Raw genomic sequence first — 15706 nt, 5'->3', positions numbered from 1 at the left:
CTCCCTAACACATTTTTTATTCGGTGTTTTTTTCTGAAGGTTGCGCTGTGTAAGCAAGTAAATCATCTGTCATTATTTGTTCTTTTAATCGTCAATAAAATGACGACGAAGTGTCATTTTTCCACCTTACCTTATTGGCTGGCAAGACCGGGAAGTTGTCCCCGTAGAGGTTCGGGGTTCCAAACATTAAAAACCAAATTATACAGGTGCAAAAAATGTCTAAAGATACAACCGGGATGAATGCTATCCAGCCGGCGGTCAATCGTCGTGATTTTGTTAAAGGTGGTTCAGTGGTCGCAGCAAGTACGGCGCTGGCGTCGTTATCTGCAAAGGCGGCAACGCTGCCGTTTTCTTCATCGTATGGGCCGCTCACGCCAAAGGCATGTAAAGCAACAGGTTTAGAGCTGTTGGCTCTGCCTGAAGGCTTCGAATACACCTCTTATGGTTGGACAGGTCAAATCCAATCTGACCGCAACCCTACACCCACTGATCACGATGGCATGGCTGTTGTGGCTGCAAAGCAGAACATTGTGTGTCTGGTACGCAACCATGAATTGAGCGAAGGCGAAGGCCACAAATGTGACCCATTACGTGGTCGTGGTATCTACAACTCAGCGCAGTACGGCGGCACCACAAACGTACTTTTCGACGTAGTAAACGGTCAATTCTTATCGTCTTACAACAGCCTTGGCGGCACAATTCGTAACTGTGCTGGCGGTGCAACGCCTTGGGGCACCTGGTTATCTTGTGAAGAAACCTATCAGTTTGCGCAGGATATTCCTCACGGCTACATCTTCGAAGTACCAGGATTCGGTATTTCAGACGGTCAACCTATTCGTGAAATGGGTCGCTTTACTCACGAAGCGGTTGCGGTAGACCCTGCCACAGCCTTCGTTTACATGACTGAAGACACAGGTAGCTCCGCTTTTTATAAATTTGAACCTGCTGGCGCATGGGGCGATCTGAAGTCTGGCGGCACACTGTACGCCATGGTTGTGAACAACACACCTCGGGTTGATTTGCGTGGTGGTTTGGTTGAAGGCGCTACTTACGATGTAACTTGGCAGGAAATTCCTGATCCTGACGCTTTCAATGAAAGCTGTTTCAGCCAGGCAACCGACGCTGCGATTATTCTTCGCGGTGAAGGTTGCTGGTATGACGATGGCAAAATCTATTTTGTATCCACCTCTGGCGGTGCCGCAGGTCTGGGTCAGATTTTCTGCTTCGACCCCCGCCGTCAGTTACTTACCGTGGTATTTGAATCTACCAGCACCTCCGAAGTTGATGGTCCAGACAACATTGCCGTTAGCCCTCGCGGTAGCATTCTGATGTGTGAAGACGGTGGTTCTGATCCTAAGCGTCTGGTGGGTTTAACGCAGGGCGGCGAAACCTTCACCTTCTGTGAAAACCGTATCGCGTTGGACCAAGGCGACTTAGCGGTAATTGACGAAGTGTATCCGGGCGTTGCATCTGGTTTTACCGACAGCGTAGGTGAGTCATTTGATGGTTCTGCACGTCGCAGCTTTACCAGCCGTGAATGGTGTGGTGCATGTTTTTATGGTCGCTGGTTGTTTGTAAACATCCAGTCGCCGGGCGTGACGTTTGCCATTACCGGCCCGTGGGAAAACGGCGCGTTATAAGCTTTTTAGCAAATTAAAAATCCGGGGGCAGAGTCAGCCCCCTTTTACACTTAAGGAATAGTCATGAAAGTTTTAGTATTACTCGCGTCTTTGCTGGTAGCTGTACAAGCCAACGCCGCCATTTTGTCTCTTGACGTACCAGGAACGGCAACCGGCTCTTTTTCTGACGAAAGTGGCTGGTTAAACGGCGATACCGCAGAAATTGATTTTTACACCTTCGAGCTTACTGCAGATACCGATGTGAGCTTCTCGCTGGAAACCGTTTTCACGTCGATGGGAATGAGCTTATATACCGGCGAGATTATGATGGATCCGGGCTTTCTTTTTGATAACAGCGGTGACTTCTTCGATTTTGCCGGTACCGCGTTAACCTATGTAACCGGAACGGACGCGTTACTGCCTGGCGCTGGTGACAACGAACTGGCAGCGGGTTTATTGGATGCAGGCTGGTATACGTTGGCAGTAGGTGGAAATGAAGGTTTCAGCTTTGGTGCGTTTGATTATACGCTGACTGCAACAGCAGTTGCGACTACGGTGTCTGAGCCTTCTACCTTTGGTGTTGTGCTAATGATGTTAGCCGGTCTGGCGTACAGCCGCCGCGCGCAACGATAAGCAACAGCTTAAAATTATAGAAGAGGGCCGTGCAGGCCCTTTTTTGTTTGCATCAGCAACCCGACAAATCCACAATAATTTCAGGCGCTTTGTAAGCATCAACATATGTTTCGTAAGACACGTAGCATCCACTTCCTGCAATTTGCGTGTGCCCCGCACCACTGGCCATGCGATTTCTGGTGGTGATATACATTTCCCGGGTTAATTCGCCGCTGATTGACTGGCCGTTGAAGTTTTCGGCAATGGTAAAATCGTTGGAGCCATATTCAACCAGCTCCAGAATTTCAGGCACGCCGTCACTGTCTCCAAAGGATGTGCCAAGAGGATAGCCTTTATCGAAGTACACGCCGTCAAAATCAAATCCATTGGTAAAGCCGCCATTTCGACGGGCAATAATGGCTTTGGTGTGAGCAATGTTAGCGGTTGAGCGAAGGGTGCCTGCCATTGTTTTCAATACGGCAGCATTGGCTTCACCCGAAAGATCGACAAATCTTGGCAGGGCTGTCACAGACAGCACACCCAGCAGGATGATCACCAGAATAAGTTCGATAAGCGTGAAACCCGATTGCTTCGTCATCGCCGAATTTATTACCTTCTCTCGAAAAGTTTCCCTGAACACATCTATTTAACCCGTTCAGTCTAAAACAAACCCAGCACTGTGTGGTTATGCTTACACATACTCAGTTAGTCTGCTTTTTACCCGATTTGTAGTTAAGCTTTCTTCATCATTAACGGCTGCAGCGCGGGAAACCTGAAGCGAATAGGCAAAATAGACTGGAATATCTGTAGGTTGATGACGGAATTTTAATCGAATTAATAGTGACAAAGTCCAGGGTTCTCGCTATTTTTTAATTAATTGTTAATAAAGTGGGAGACGAACAATGAAGTTTGTAATTGCTGGGCTTTTAGCCATAAGCACATCAGCTTATGGAAGCTACACCACTGATGAAGCAGAAATCATCGCTTTACTTGAAAAGGAGTCGACGAGTTGGCGGCTAGGCGATTTAGAGGCGCATGCCGAGTGCTGGAACATTCAACCCTATAGCCGAATTCTTGTGTCGGAAGTGAATGGTGCCGTCAGAGATATTCCTCCGCAGATAATGGTTTCGCCGCCCCCGGGTGCGGCAGGACAGGGAGGCACGTTTGAACATTCAGATTATCGCTTTAGTGTGGTGGGCGATTCTGCGTGGGTAAGCCACAACGAGGTATCTACTGCGGCCGATGGCGACAAAACCTATACCTATGAAATTCGACTGCTCGAGCGTTTCGACAATGAATGGAAACTGGTGGGGCAGTCCATCCACGTTTATGACTATGACTGGGATGAAGATTTGATGATGCCGGACTGATTTTTTTTCTGTAGATTAATGATGATGCATTATTAATTCAGGGAAAATCGTGAAATCTACTCTTAAAGTTATTATTACAGCACTTTGTTTATCTGTGGCATCTGTAGCGGCAAGTGCATCGTCCGGGCCTGTATACTTTCCAAAATCAACAGGCGCACCTTATTCGAAAGCCGTTCAGGTGAACAATACGCTATATATTTCTGGCCTGCTGGGGATGGGGAAAGGCGGCCTTTCTGATGATTTTGGTACTCAGATGACGCAGTTGATGACGAACCTGTCGTCTACACTGTCTGAATTTAATCTGACCAGCGCCGATGTGTTTAAATGTACGGTGATGATTGACGACATGGCTAACTGGCCTGCGTTCAACAAAATCTATGTTTCATTCTTTGAGTCTGATCGTTTGCCAGCGCGTAGCGCTTTTGCTTCAAATGGTTTACCTGCAAATGCGCTTGTTGAACTGGAATGTCTGGCGTATATGCCGAAGAGGGAAGAATAGCCCGATAAAGCGATGAAAGGATGTGTGAGCCGAAGGGGAGACGTATAGCTCACACATCAAACTAGCAGAAGAATTTACTAAGGCGTAGTACGCAGGTACTCCCGGTATTCCGGTTTCCAGAAGTTGGCTTCGATGACAGCACGCAAGTCATCATCGGAAATCGGCGAACACAGGTTTTGCATCTGTGCGACTTTCGCCACATTAAATGCCATTTCTTTACTCAGTGCTTGCAGCTCCGTTAATGGCGGCAGCAGTGCTGACTTATCCTTGATGGTGCGGTTAGACCATTCTGCCAGCGTATCGGCAGCGGTAAGTAGCATTTCATCAGAGATACGATTAATGCGTGCAGACACCACACCCAAACCAATGCCCGGGAAAATGTAGGCGTTGTTACACTGGCTTACTGTGCGTTTCTCACCATCATATTCTACTGCTGCGAACGGGCTGCCGGTGGCAACAATGGCGCGGCCTTCAGACCATTCGTAGATGTTTTCTGGCGTCGCTTCTACCTGAGAAACCGGGTTACTCAGCGGGAAGATTATAGGGCGTTCGTTCACGGTGCTCATGGCGTGAATAACTTGCTCAGGGAACAGGTTAGGCTGACCAGAAACCCCAATCAAAATGGTAGGTTTCGCACAGTTAATGACATCCAGCAGCGTTGGGTATTCGCCGCTATAGCTCCACTCGGTAAGACCTGCTTCTTTACGCGCCAAGGGCAATTGGAAGTCACGTAAGTCAGGGGTGGATTCGGTAACAAGACCAAAGCGGTCTACCATGTAGAGGCGATCCCGAGCTTCTTCTTCGCTTAAGCCGTTCGACACCATGTAGCTGATGATTTGTTCTGCAATACCACAGCCAGCACTTCCGGCCCCGGTGATCACCACGCGCTGGTTCTGCAGAATTTCTTCTTTACTGTAACAGGCAGCAATCAGTGTGCCCAGCGCCACAGATGCGGTGCCTTGAATGTCGTCGTTGAAACAGCGATAGGTGTCACGGTAACGTTTCAGCAGTGGCATGGCGTTTGGCTGTGCAAAATCTTCAAACTGGATCAATGCGTCAGGCCAGCGACGGGCAATGGCTTTCATCGCCAGATCCACGAAGTCGTCATAGGGTGCCTGATCGATACGCTCATGACGATTACCCATGTAGAAGGGGTCGTCCAGCAGCTTCTGGTTATTGGTACCCACGTCCAGCGTGATAGGCAGCGTGTAAGCCGGGCTGATACCACCACAGGCGGTGTACAGTGAGAGCTTACCGATAGGAATGCCCATACCGCCAATACCCTGATCGCCAAGACCAAGAATGCGCTCGCCGTCGGTGATAACGATCACTTTTACGTTTCGTTTTGGCGCATTGCGCAGTACTTCGTCAAGGCGGTCTTTGTCGCGATAGGCGAGGAACAGGCCGCGGTTATGGCGGTAAATATCAGAGAAACGCTCACAGGCTGCGCCCACGGTAGGCGTGTAGATGATAGGCATCATCTCGTCCAAATACTGGTTCAGCAGCGAGTAAAACAAGGTTTCGTTACGATCCTGAATAGCACGCAAGTAAATGTGCTTGTTAATCGGGTCGCTGAAACTGGAGTATTGCATGTAGGCCCGACGTGTCTGTTCTTCAATCGACTCGAAACGGGGCGGGATAAGGCCGGTGAGGTTGAAGTCCCAACGTTCTTTTTCAGAAAACGCCGTGCCCTTGTTCAGCAACGGGATTTCCAGCAGATTAAAACCCGCGTAATGGGTAAACAGTCTTTTTTTACTGTTTGATTTGGTAGTCATGATATTTCCAACAGAATGAGTGACGAGAAGGGGGTCGAAAGACCCCCATTAACGATTTATCAGTGCAGCATCTCAGGCAGGAAGAGTGAGATGGCCGGAATGTAGGTGATCATGGCCAGGAAGATAAGCATCAGACCTAACCACGGCGCACAGGCCTTGATGGTCCACAGCATACTCTTTCCGGTAATACCTGACGTTACGAACAGGTTCAGACCCACCGGCGGTGTTAGCATGCCCAGCTCCATGTTCACCACCATGATGATACCAAAGTGGATTGGGTCGATACCCAGTTGCATGGCAATCGGGAACAGAATTGGTGCCATGATCATAATGATCGCACTTGGCTCCATGAAGTTACCGGCAACCAGCAGCAGAATGTTCACTAAAATCAGGAACGCCCAGGCTGGCAGACCCCATTCAACCAATGTAGAGGCGATACCGTGAGGAATTTGCTCGGTGGTCAGTACGTAAGCGAACAGCATCGCGTTAGCAATTACGAACAGCAGAACCACACTTACACGGGCAGATTCTTTAATCATCTTGCCCACTTCCTGATCGAACGCAGATTTCACGATGGCAACCGGCAGAGCGATAATGTTGCGCACCAGGGCTACGCCCAGGTTTTCACCTTCGTTGCGCCACTTCACGCCTTTCAGCGGGCCCACATCACGGTAAACCCATACGCACACCAGGTAAGCGTACACGGCAGCAACCGCAGCGGCTTCAGTTGGACTAGCAACACCGCCATAGATAGAACCCAGTACCAGGATGATGAGCATTAATCCACCCATTGCGCGGGCACCGGTGCTCATTAGCGTGCGAACACCTGGGAACGGCTGAGAAGGCAGGTTCTTTTTAATCGCTACGATGTAAATAACCACCATCAGGCTCAGGCCCATCAACAGACCAGGAATAACACCGGCTTCGAACATACGTGCTGCAGATACTTCAGTGGCAGACGCGTACACCAGCATTACGATAGAAGGAGGAATAAGAATACCCAGCGTACCAGCGGTAGAAATAGTACCGGCGGCAAAATCCAGAGGATATCCGCTACGCGCCATACCCACCAGTACGATTGAACCGATAGCTGCTACCGTTGCTGGTGAAGAACCCGATACCGCAGCAAACAGCATACAAGCCAGAACCGATGCCATTGCCAGGCCACCGCGAACGTGACCAACAGAAGCGATGGCGAAGTCGATAAGACGACGGGCTACACCACCGGTTGAAAGGAACGAAGAAGATAAAATGAAGAACGGAATAGCAAGCAGTGTGTAGTGCTCGGAAACCGACTCAAACATCTTCAGGGCCACAGAGGCCAGTGAATCGTTAGTGAAAAATAAAATAGTGAGTAGTGACGACAAACCCAGCGAAATTGCAACAGGTACGCCAATGAACATCAAAATAAATAAACAGGCAAACAGGGCGAGGGCAGTCATTACTTCATCTCCTCAGATTCGTTGAATGCTTTGCTGACATCATTAGCTTGATGCACATGGAAGGTGTCTTCTTTGCCGCGGATGATGTTGAACAGGATTTCCAGAATACGGTAACCCAGTAACACGAAGCCGATGACCATGACTGAGTAGGCAATCCACTTTGGTACCGGAAGGTCGTCGAGTTCCAGCCCAATTAACTTCATCTTGCTTAAGTACACGTAGCCGCCGTAGCCAATTAGTACGCAGTAAGTCAGGCTCGCCAGACAGCCGATAGCGACTATCCAAGGACGAACTTTCTCAGAGAATTTTTCCAGCAGAAAATCAACGCCGATGTGAGCACGTTCACGCAGCGCCCATGAGGCACCTAGCAGAACCATCCAACCCACTAATATGGAAGTCACTTCCTGCGACCAGTGTAAACCTGTGTCAAAGCCGAATCGCAATACGACTTCGATAAACACTAACAATGTTGTCAGTACAAGCAGGATGCCGATGAGTGCATCTTCCGCTTTGTTTATAAATTGCCTCATGTTGTTATCTCATTAACGAAACGTAACCTCCTATGGCAAAGAGGATGCCAGAATGTTAAATGATGTTAACGCAATGAAAGATATGGACTTTATTTTAAAGGGTGAAAATTGAGCAATTGAAATGGGTGGACAACCACACGTTTAAAAAGGCAAATGTGTGGTTGTCGGTACATACGTTGAGCCGGTGACCCGGCGCAATGCATGGAAAATGTTACTTAAACTGGCTTTTATCGATGTCGAATTTTTTCATCTTTTCGTACAGGGTTTTACGTCCAATGCCGAGACTGGCTTGAACATCTTTAAGTACACCATTATGGCTATTGAGGGAGTTTCGGATCACTGATTCTTCAAAATGGTCCATTTGTTCGGTAAGTGTTAAATGCCCACCCGAAAAATCGCTGCTGTCCGCCATTTCACCAAAAGCCCTTGATTCGCCTAACAGAGTAAAGCAGTCGGCCACGTTGCGCAGTTCACGCACGTTACCGGGCCAGTCGTTATTCTGAAGGGCATGAGCATGGGCTTCCGATAAACTCGGCATCTCCGCGCCATAACGGTATGCGGCCATGGCCATGAAGTGTTCGAACAGCAAGGGTATGTCAGATTTGCGGTTGCGCAGGGCTGGAATATCTACCTGAATCACGTTCAGACGATAATACAAGTCAGAACGGAACTCACCTTTATCGGAAAGCTCACGCAAATCTTCTTTGGTGGCCGCAATAATGCGGATATCCAGCGGAATTTGCTTATTCGAACCTAGCGGCTCGACTTTACGTTCTTCCAGCACCCGCAACAGTTTGGTTTGCAGGTTCAGTGGCATGCTCTCGATTTCATCCAGCATCAAGGTGCCGCCGTTGGCGTACTCAAATTTCCCTACACGCTTCTTATTCGCGCCGGTGAATGCGCCAGGTTCGTGTCCGAACAGCTCACTTTCAATAATCGTTTCCGGCAGAGCACCACAGTTAATCGCCACGAAAGGCTTCTGACGACGTTTGCTGTGATGGTGAAGATAACGGGCGACCAACTCTTTACCGGTGCCGGTTTCGCCGTTAATGAGTACGTCTGCCGGGGTGTCTTTTACTTTATCCAGCAACGCCCGCATTTTTACCACGCCGGAACTACGGCCAATAATTCGCGGGCCAGGTAATTCCGAGGCTTCCAGTTCCCGGCGCAGGCTACGGTTTTCCAGGGTCAGAGTGCGCTTTTCCACTGCCCGGTGAACCGTTTCCAGTAGAATGTCGACAGAAAAAGGCTTCTCAAGAAAATCGTAAGCGCCCAGTCTCATGGCTTCTACGGCCAGCGACACATTGCCGTGACCGGTTAGCACAATCACCGGAATATCGCTGTCGATGGCCTGAATGCGCTCAAGTAACTCTACGCCATTCATGTGCGGCATGTTAATGTCGGTAATGACAATGCCTTCCCAGTTCGCTTCAATAATTTTTAGTGCTTCCTGCGCGCTTTCGCAGGCTTCAATATCAAAATCTTCCAGGGTAAGTGTTTGTTGAAGTGATTCACGAACGTGCTTTTCATCGTCAACAATCATTACTTTTAACGCACTCACGTATTATCTCCATGCAGCTCTTTGAGAAGTGTGATGGTAAAGGCGGTGCCGTTTGGCTCTACCGCTTTTACAGTAAGGGTACCATTTTGTGACTCAACAATACGCCTTGATATAGTTAACCCTAAACCGAGACCTTTCTCTTTGGTGGTAAAAAAAGGTTCGAACAGGTTTGCCATTACATCGCTGTCCATACCGGGCCCGTTGTCAGTAACCGTGATCAGCATCCATTCGTCACAGTCTGAAATGTTAACGACAATGCGTGCATCAGGTGCTTCTTCCAATGCTTGCGCCGCATTCGATATCAGATTAACCAATACCTGACCAATCATTACGGGCTCGCAGTTTATCATCTGGTCAGTGGCTTGATTATCGATCTGGTAATCAATCTGTTGTTTCTGAATTTGCGGCATGATGATCGCCGATACGTTATCCAGAATTTCGCCAATGAACGCTTTGCGGCTGTCTGGCTTGGCGCGGCGGGAAAAAATCTTAAATTTGGCTACGGTTTCTGCCATCGTAGCGGCAATGTTGGCAATTTCTTCTAAATTTTTCTCTGCCAGCTCAATTTTATCGCGCTCGATGAACTTCTTACCATTCTGAGAATAGGCGATGAGCGCTTGTAGCGGCTGGTTCAATTCGTGGTTTATCCCTGCGGCCATTTCACCTAATACCGCCAGTTTGGCGGTTTGAATCAGTTCAGACTGGGTGTTCTCCAGCTCAGTCTGGGTGCGTTTATAGTGATCAAGCGACAGCTCCAGCTCTTCATTTTTACGGGTAAGGTTAGCCGCCAGCTGCTGAACCCGGATCTCCAGAGAATTATTCAGTGCAGCAATTTCCTGATGATGACGTCGTCGCCCGCGGTACACCATTAAGAAAGCCGCGATGGCGAAGTAGGTCAGCATGGTTATGCCGGTCATCTGAGCGACAAACATCACGCGGTATTTATAGTCTGAGATACTCATCACCGACCAGGACAGCCCCGGAATGGGCAATTTGTATCCACTAAAATAGGCCTGAGTTTTACCTGACTTCAGCAGCATGCCTTCGCTTAAGCCGGTATTTAAAACCGGTTGATTATGGATAACTTCGATAGGTTTATCGTTAAATCGCTGTTCATAATCAAGCTGCGTTATATCTTCATCGCTAAGCGTTGATAACCCTTTTTCTTCAAAGCGCCCAGACCCAGAATAGAAAACGATGTTTTTCTCGTCGAGGAACAGTAAGTCGGTGGTTTTCTCTACCTGTATGGTAGACAGGAAATCGATATTTACCTTCAGTGCCACACCACCGATGATATTGCCGTTCTCTCTGACGGGGGCAGAAAAATAAAAGCCCCGTTTGCGGGTTTTTATTCCCACCGCCATGAAGCTCCCGTTGTCACCTTTAATGGCGCTTAATACATAAGGCCGGAAGCTGTAGTCGTCATCAATAAAATTTAATTCGTTATAAAAATTGCTCGCCGCCAGTACTGTGCCATTTTCATCGAACACGTAGGCAAAATTCACGCCCAGCGTGTCGGTTAACTGCAGAAGAAAGAAGTTAGCCGCATCCTGTTTTTTCTGATCGGGTGCCGTGAGTAACTCCCGAACAATAGGATACTGGCCAATAACCTGTGGCAACCCCTGGAAGTGGCTACTCCAAAGATAGACCTCCCGCTGTATACGGTTAGTTTGCGTGTTCAGCAGGTCTCGCTGGCGTTCGGCGGAATATAACCAGAATCCGCTGAGGGCCAGTGAAAGGACAACCACACCCATAATGATGAGATTGCGCCTGTTAATGTTAGCAACCAAAAGCGTTTCAATGTCGCGATGTGTCAGTTTCAACCCATTTCCCGTTTATCTATGTTTCACAATCCACTCATAGAGGGATTGGTTAAGGGTGATAGTTTGTATATCTCACTGTTTTACTTGATTTAAATCAAGTTGGCACACGCTGTGCCTATAGAGTGTTGTAAATGAATCATTTCATTTCGGTTAATTGCCAGTTTTATTTTAACCAGTAATTAAAACATATAACGAAAACCTTCTGAGCGTTAAAGGAAATAGATAAATGTTTAACAAAATGATCGCTTCACTCTTGCTGACTGCCGCTGCCCTTACACCGGTAACCAGTATAGCCCGTCCGGTTGAAATTAAGTTTTCACACGTTGTAGCAGAAAATACGCCAAAGGGACTGATGGCTGAAAAATTTAAGGAACTTGTTGAAGAACGTATGCCAGGGAAAGTAAAAGTCAGCGTTTACCCTAACTCACAGTTGTTCAACGATAACAAAGTTCTGGAAGCGATGCTTCTAGGTGACGTGCAAATGGCTGCACCTTCACTGTCTAAGTTCCAGAGCTTCACTAAGAAACTGCAAGTTTTCGATCTGCCGTTCCTGTTTAAAGATATCGACGCGGTAGACCGTTTCCAGCAAAGCGAAACAGGTCAGGAACTGCTGGGTTCACTGAAAAAGCGTGGCCTGGTAGGTTTAGGTTACCTGCACAATGGTATGAAGCAACTGTCTTCTAACGAGAAAATCGTTACCCCTGATCAAATCGCCGGTAAGAAATTCCGCATCATGACTTCTGACGTACTGCAGGCGCAGTTTGAACAAGTCGATGCGATTCCACTGAAAAAGCCGTTCTCTGAAGTATTTACCCTGCTGCAAACCCGCGCTATCGACGGTCAGGAAAACACTTGGTCAAACACTTACTCGAAGAAGTTCTACGAGGTTCAGCCTTTCATTACTGCTTCTAACCACGGTGTACTGGACTACATGGTTGTGACTTCTGCAGAGTTCTGGATGACCCTGCCAGATGACCTGCGCACTGAAATTAAACGTGCGATGGACGATGCCATTGCTTACGGCAACGCTATCTCTAAAAAGAAAGCAGACGAAGACCGTCAGTTAATCGCCGAATCAGGCGTTACTGAAATCATCGATCTGACAGACGCACAGCGCCAGGCATGGGTAGCTGCGATGAAACCAGTATGGAAAAAATTCGAAAGACAAGTTGGTAAAGACGTTATTCAAGCCGCTGAAGCTAGCAACGAATAATTCCTACAACCGTCGTAGCAAATAAGAAGATTAATTATGAAAAATAGCACACTGAAACTTGCCTTAATGAGTGCTGGCTTATTTTCAGCAGCCAATGTAACTGCCGCCGCCATTCCAGATGCCTACGTACCCAATGTTGATGTGTACGGCTCTATTCGCCTCGGTGCCGACTATATCGACGCCGGTGTAGAAGATGATGGCGCGAACGGTCGTGACTTTCTTAGCCGAATTGGCGTGAAAGTAAGTGGCGAAGTCAGTCCGGGCCTGACAGCTGTGGGCGTGGTGGAATACGGTATTCGTGAAGAGAATATTGTTGATTTCGTCCAGAACAAAGGCCCTACGCTTCGTCTGGCTTTCATTGGTCTAAAAGGTAACTTCGGTGAAGTGTACTTTGGATCGCAAACCAATGTGTTCCACAAGTACCTGCGTACTTCTTATTTCTCCGACGGTCTGGATACTATCCGTCAGGGATCGGTTCGTGATGACGACTTACTGCAGTACTATTACAACGAAGGAAAGTTCTCCTTCGGTGCGAGTGTAATGATGGAAGGACAAGATGGCGATTCCTTCGATCAATATCAGTTAGGTGGTCAGTATAATGATGGTCCCATAAAGCTTCAGGTTGCCTGGTCTAAAGACAATCGTGGCGAGAACAAAGGAAACCTTTACGGTATCCGTGGTTGGTGGAAGGTTACTGATAAAATTACGTTGTCAGCTTTCCATCACTATGCGGACGACCAGTACGATATCTACGGCGGAAGTCTGACAGGTACTGTACGTTTACGAGACGCGGAATTTGAAGGGAATAAAAATGCCCTGAATCCGTGCCGCACTGAGTCTCGTACCAGTTCTGCCATTTACGCAGGCTACCGCACTGGTCCTCACCAAATCCACGCTAAATACGCGCTGGATGCCTGTGATGTATCGGGTGACGTTAAAGCTGTGAAAGTGGAATACGCTCACCACTTCAGCAAGCGTTTCCGTATGTGGACAGCGGTTGAAGCCTTCAATAACGACGAAGGCCGTGCACCGACTACCGCATCAGGTAAAGACTTCACTCAGGTTCAGGCGGGTGCCCGTTTCGATTTCTAATCGAACAACACACACATTCCTCAACACTTAAGCAAAAACCCACCTAAAAAGGTGGGTTTTTTATTTAGATCCCTTTTTTGTCCTGTGTGCTATTCGATGGAAAACTCATCAAAAAGCATAACTTCAGAATCTAGGTCGCTCGGGTCGAAAACATAGCTTTTCACTGTTCCAGAGCCAGTATCAAGCACAGAGAACACGGATAACACATTGCTCGCTACAAATGGCAGGTTCGGATAGTCTTCATTCTCAGCACTCATAGGGCTGAAATTGGTAGGGAAGGCCATCACACGACCTTGTGGATCGCCATTAGGCGGGTAATCCGTTTCGGACCAACGTGGGTTGGCAGAATACACGTCTTCCCAAAAGTCGGCTGTTGCCGGTCTGCGGTTATCTTCGTATGCACCGGATGCATCATCATAGTAAGCGCCGTAACTGTTGCCTACATTAGAACTCTCCAGGTAGTGGAGGTTTTCAACCTGTGCGCGGTTCCACAAATGTGAATGGCCGATATGAACCAGGTCCACACCGTTTTCCAGCAGCAGTGGTTCAATATCATTTAACCAAACATCTTGGTCTAATGGGTACTGATAGCGTATTTCAGTGGCCGTTTCCAGCAGAGGCGCTATGGTTTCTGACCATGTAGCAGGCTCAATAGGGAAGGTATATTCTGAAACGGTTTCAGCGCCTGAGCCATTATCCTGCACTACTTGCAACACAGGCTGTGACAATACAGGAACCGTGTTGTCACCCAATCCAAACACGCCCTGATGGGCCATAACCACTTTATATTTGGCATTTTGGAATGCTTCAGACTGCATCACCTCTGTAAGCCAGGCATATTGCTCTGACTCGGCATCGAAGCGTTCAAACAGAAACTCACCAAAGCCCCATTGTGTTGGGTCGGTATAGTTTTCTGCGTTTTCGACGAACTTGGTTTTGTTGTTCGGCGTGACGCTCCATGAGCGCCAGATACGAGAAACGTTCATTGAAATCAGGAATACGTCACCAAAAGACACGGCGAAATATTCTTCACCACGAGGACCATCATTTGGGAAGGAGAAGATATCCAGGAAGCTCATCTGGTTGTGTGAATGGTCGGCAATCCACTGCGCTTTTACTGTTTCGTCGTCAGAAGGATTTACCTCGGCTTTCACTTCTTCGTACGCCACTTCTGCAAACCAGGCTGGTTGAGGATCACCAAAGCCACCGTTCAGGGTGTAGCTTTCGCTATCAGGGGTATAACGCCCCATGACTTCGTGATTTCCGATAGTGCCGAAAACCGGCGCGTGCTGGAGTATTTCCCCGCCATTGTATGCAAAGCCGGGCATGTATTTCTGATAGTGGCCCTGCAGCGCAGGGAAAAAGGCTGGGGCACTGTCTTTCGCCTGATCGAACCATTCAGATGCACGGTCGGGAACGTTAACAAAATCACCCGCAAAAAAGACGGCGTCAGGAATACCGACGGTCTCTACCACTTTCTGATAATTCGCCACCACGTTTTTCTTCGACTGAAGATCGGATGTAAGCAGGATCATGAGCGGTTGGTCTGCTGCCGGAGAAGGTGCCAGCGTGAACGTCTCGCTGGTAAAGGCGAAACCATCCTCATCGGTACTGGAAACTGAGTAATTGACCCTTTCACCCTGCGTTAGGCCAGTTGCCGTTGCTTCGTGACGATATACATCACGGTAGGTGATACCTTCATAAGTCTGCCCTGTTACTGCGGAACTGGCATCTTCCATCATCCGGTCAAGTTTGGTTGTCATTACGTCGGTCACAGTTTGATCGGCAAAAGTCAGGGAATGACTACTGCCTTCAAAATTTGTGAACCAGACAACGTTAACGGTAGATTCGGTGGGTAATTGTAAGAATGGGTCGGTGAGCATAGTATGCTCAGGATTAACGGTGACGGGGACTTCTACGGGTACTTCGACTTCAATGGTTTCATCGTCGTCACAGGCCGTAAGAGTAAGTATTAGTCCGGCAACACCTGCAACACGTAACTTCCACAACATGGATACATTCCTTTTTAGAATAGAGAAAATGGGAAAAGAGGGTACTGCAAAATCCACTTTCTCAGCTTCGTGTGACGGGAATGAGTTTAAAAAATGACAGTGTTGTGAATACTTTCGAACGACGCTCTAACTACTTATTAGAGCGTCGGTTTTGTACC

General features: G+C 48.1%; 13 protein-coding genes. 6 read left to right on the top strand and 7 right to left on the bottom strand.

Annotation, left to right across the window (positions count from 1 at the left end; translation table 11 throughout):
• The first annotated feature begins 215 nt into the window (after positions 1–215).
• Both ACXAGX_RS02880 and ACXAGX_RS02875 read left to right on the top strand, forming a co-directional pair.
• Positions 216–1640: an alkaline phosphatase PhoX gene (locus ACXAGX_RS02880; protein WP_474818807.1), complete on the top strand. Its 1425-nt coding sequence runs from the start codon at positions 216–218 to the stop codon at positions 1638–1640.
• Positions 1641–1703: 63 nt separating this feature from the next.
• Positions 1704–2252, top strand: coding sequence for a hypothetical protein (locus ACXAGX_RS02875; protein ID WP_474818808.1), 549 nt, complete (start codon positions 1704–1706; stop codon positions 2250–2252).
• 52 nt (positions 2253–2304) lie between these two features.
• On the opposite strand, the gene ACXAGX_RS02870 is transcribed toward ACXAGX_RS02875, so the two are convergent.
• The gene (locus tag ACXAGX_RS02870; RefSeq protein WP_474818809.1) at positions 2305–2829 is read right to left on the bottom strand and encodes a prepilin-type N-terminal cleavage/methylation domain-containing protein; all 525 of its coding nucleotides are present in this window, start codon (positions 2827–2829) and stop codon (positions 2305–2307) included.
• Between the two features lie 304 nt (positions 2830–3133).
• Here ACXAGX_RS02870 and ACXAGX_RS02865 point away from each other — a divergent pair, with 304 nt between their 5' ends.
• Together ACXAGX_RS02865 and ACXAGX_RS02860 are read left to right on the top strand one after the other, a co-directional pair.
• Entirely contained in the window at positions 3134–3601 is a 468-nt protein-coding gene (locus tag ACXAGX_RS02865; RefSeq protein WP_474818810.1) for a hypothetical protein, read from the top strand.
• 49 nt (positions 3602–3650) lie between these two features.
• Positions 3651–4100 carry a RidA family protein gene (locus tag ACXAGX_RS02860; RefSeq protein ID WP_474818811.1) on the top strand — a complete coding sequence of 150 codons (450 nt, stop codon included), beginning with the start codon at positions 3651–3653 and terminating at the stop codon, positions 4098–4100.
• Between the two features lie 77 nt (positions 4101–4177).
• Here ACXAGX_RS02860 and ACXAGX_RS02855 read toward each other — a convergent pair whose 3' ends face one another.
• From ACXAGX_RS02855 to ACXAGX_RS02835, 5 genes are all read right to left on the bottom strand, one after another.
• Complete coding sequence (locus ACXAGX_RS02855; RefSeq protein WP_474836468.1) at positions 4178–5875, bottom strand: NAD-dependent malic enzyme; 1698 nt, start codon at positions 5873–5875, stop codon at positions 4178–4180.
• 59 nt (positions 5876–5934) lie between these two features.
• Complete coding sequence (locus ACXAGX_RS02850) at positions 5935–7317, bottom strand: TRAP transporter large permease (RefSeq protein ID WP_474836466.1); 1383 nt, start codon at positions 7315–7317, stop codon at positions 5935–5937.
• Positions 7317–7847 carry a TRAP transporter small permease gene (locus ACXAGX_RS02845; protein ID WP_474836464.1) on the bottom strand — a complete coding sequence of 177 codons (531 nt, stop codon included), beginning with the start codon at positions 7845–7847 and terminating at the stop codon, positions 7317–7319. The genes ACXAGX_RS02850 and ACXAGX_RS02845 overlap by 1 nt, the downstream gene beginning before the upstream one ends.
• A gap of 211 nt (positions 7848–8058) precedes the next feature.
• Positions 8059–9390, bottom strand: a complete 1332-nt coding sequence (locus tag ACXAGX_RS02840; RefSeq protein ID WP_474819274.1) for a sigma-54-dependent transcriptional regulator — start codon at positions 9388–9390, stop codon at positions 8059–8061.
• A gap of 14 nt (positions 9391–9404) precedes the next feature.
• Positions 9405–11231: a sensor histidine kinase gene (locus ACXAGX_RS02835; RefSeq protein ID WP_474836462.1), complete on the bottom strand. Its 1827-nt coding sequence runs from the start codon at positions 11229–11231 to the stop codon at positions 9405–9407.
• 238 nt (positions 11232–11469) lie between these two features.
• Between ACXAGX_RS02835 and ACXAGX_RS02830 the strand changes: the two genes are divergently transcribed.
• Together ACXAGX_RS02830 and ACXAGX_RS02825 are read left to right on the top strand one after the other, a co-directional pair.
• The gene (locus tag ACXAGX_RS02830; RefSeq protein WP_474819276.1) at positions 11470–12444 is read left to right on the top strand and encodes a TRAP transporter substrate-binding protein; all 975 of its coding nucleotides are present in this window, start codon (positions 11470–11472) and stop codon (positions 12442–12444) included.
• A gap of 36 nt (positions 12445–12480) precedes the next feature.
• Positions 12481–13536, top strand: a complete 1056-nt coding sequence (locus ACXAGX_RS02825; protein WP_474836460.1) for a porin — start codon at positions 12481–12483, stop codon at positions 13534–13536.
• Positions 13537–13625: 89 nt separating this feature from the next.
• Here the strand turns inward: ACXAGX_RS02825 and ACXAGX_RS02820 are convergent, their stop codons facing one another.
• Entirely contained in the window at positions 13626–15548 is a 1923-nt protein-coding gene (locus tag ACXAGX_RS02820; protein WP_474836458.1) for a metallophosphoesterase, read from the bottom strand.
• Positions 15549–15706: the final 158 nt, after the last annotated feature.

The organism is Alteromonas sp. ABV4_515, assembly GCF_056160345.1.
The sequence above is the reverse complement of the archived record's forward strand: the minus strand, read 5'-3'. Positions and strand labels throughout refer to the sequence as shown.

Bases quoted from the DNA above. Each gene is read 5' to 3' on its own strand.
- ACXAGX_RS02880 (WP_474818807.1), top strand. From the start codon at position 216: ATGTCTAAAGATACAACCGGGATGAATGCTATCCAGCCGGCGGTCAAT.
- ACXAGX_RS02875 (WP_474818808.1), top strand. From the start codon at position 1,704: ATGAAAGTTTTAGTATTACTCGCGTCTTTGCTGGTAGCTGTACAAGCC.
- ACXAGX_RS02870 (WP_474818809.1), bottom strand. From the start codon at position 2,829: ATGACGAAGCAATCGGGTTTCACGCTTATCGAACTTATTCTGGTGATC.
- ACXAGX_RS02865 (WP_474818810.1), top strand. From the start codon at position 3,134: ATGAAGTTTGTAATTGCTGGGCTTTTAGCCATAAGCACATCAGCTTAT.
- ACXAGX_RS02855 (WP_474836468.1), bottom strand. From the start codon at position 5,875: ATGACTACCAAATCAAACAGTAAAAAAAGACTGTTTACCCATTACGCG.
- ACXAGX_RS02850 (WP_474836466.1), bottom strand. From the start codon at position 7,317: ATGACTGCCCTCGCCCTGTTTGCCTGTTTATTTATTTTGATGTTCATT.
- ACXAGX_RS02845 (WP_474836464.1), bottom strand. From the start codon at position 7,847: ATGAGGCAATTTATAAACAAAGCGGAAGATGCACTCATCGGCATCCTG.
- ACXAGX_RS02840 (WP_474819274.1), bottom strand. From the start codon at position 9,390: ATGATTGTTGACGATGAAAAGCACGTTCGTGAATCACTTCAACAAACA.
- ACXAGX_RS02830 (WP_474819276.1), top strand. From the start codon at position 11,470: ATGATCGCTTCACTCTTGCTGACTGCCGCTGCCCTTACACCGGTAACC.
- ACXAGX_RS02825 (WP_474836460.1), top strand. From the start codon at position 12,481: ATGAAAAATAGCACACTGAAACTTGCCTTAATGAGTGCTGGCTTATTT.
- ACXAGX_RS02820 (WP_474836458.1), bottom strand. From the start codon at position 15,548: ATGTTGTGGAAGTTACGTGTTGCAGGTGTTGCCGGACTAATACTTACT.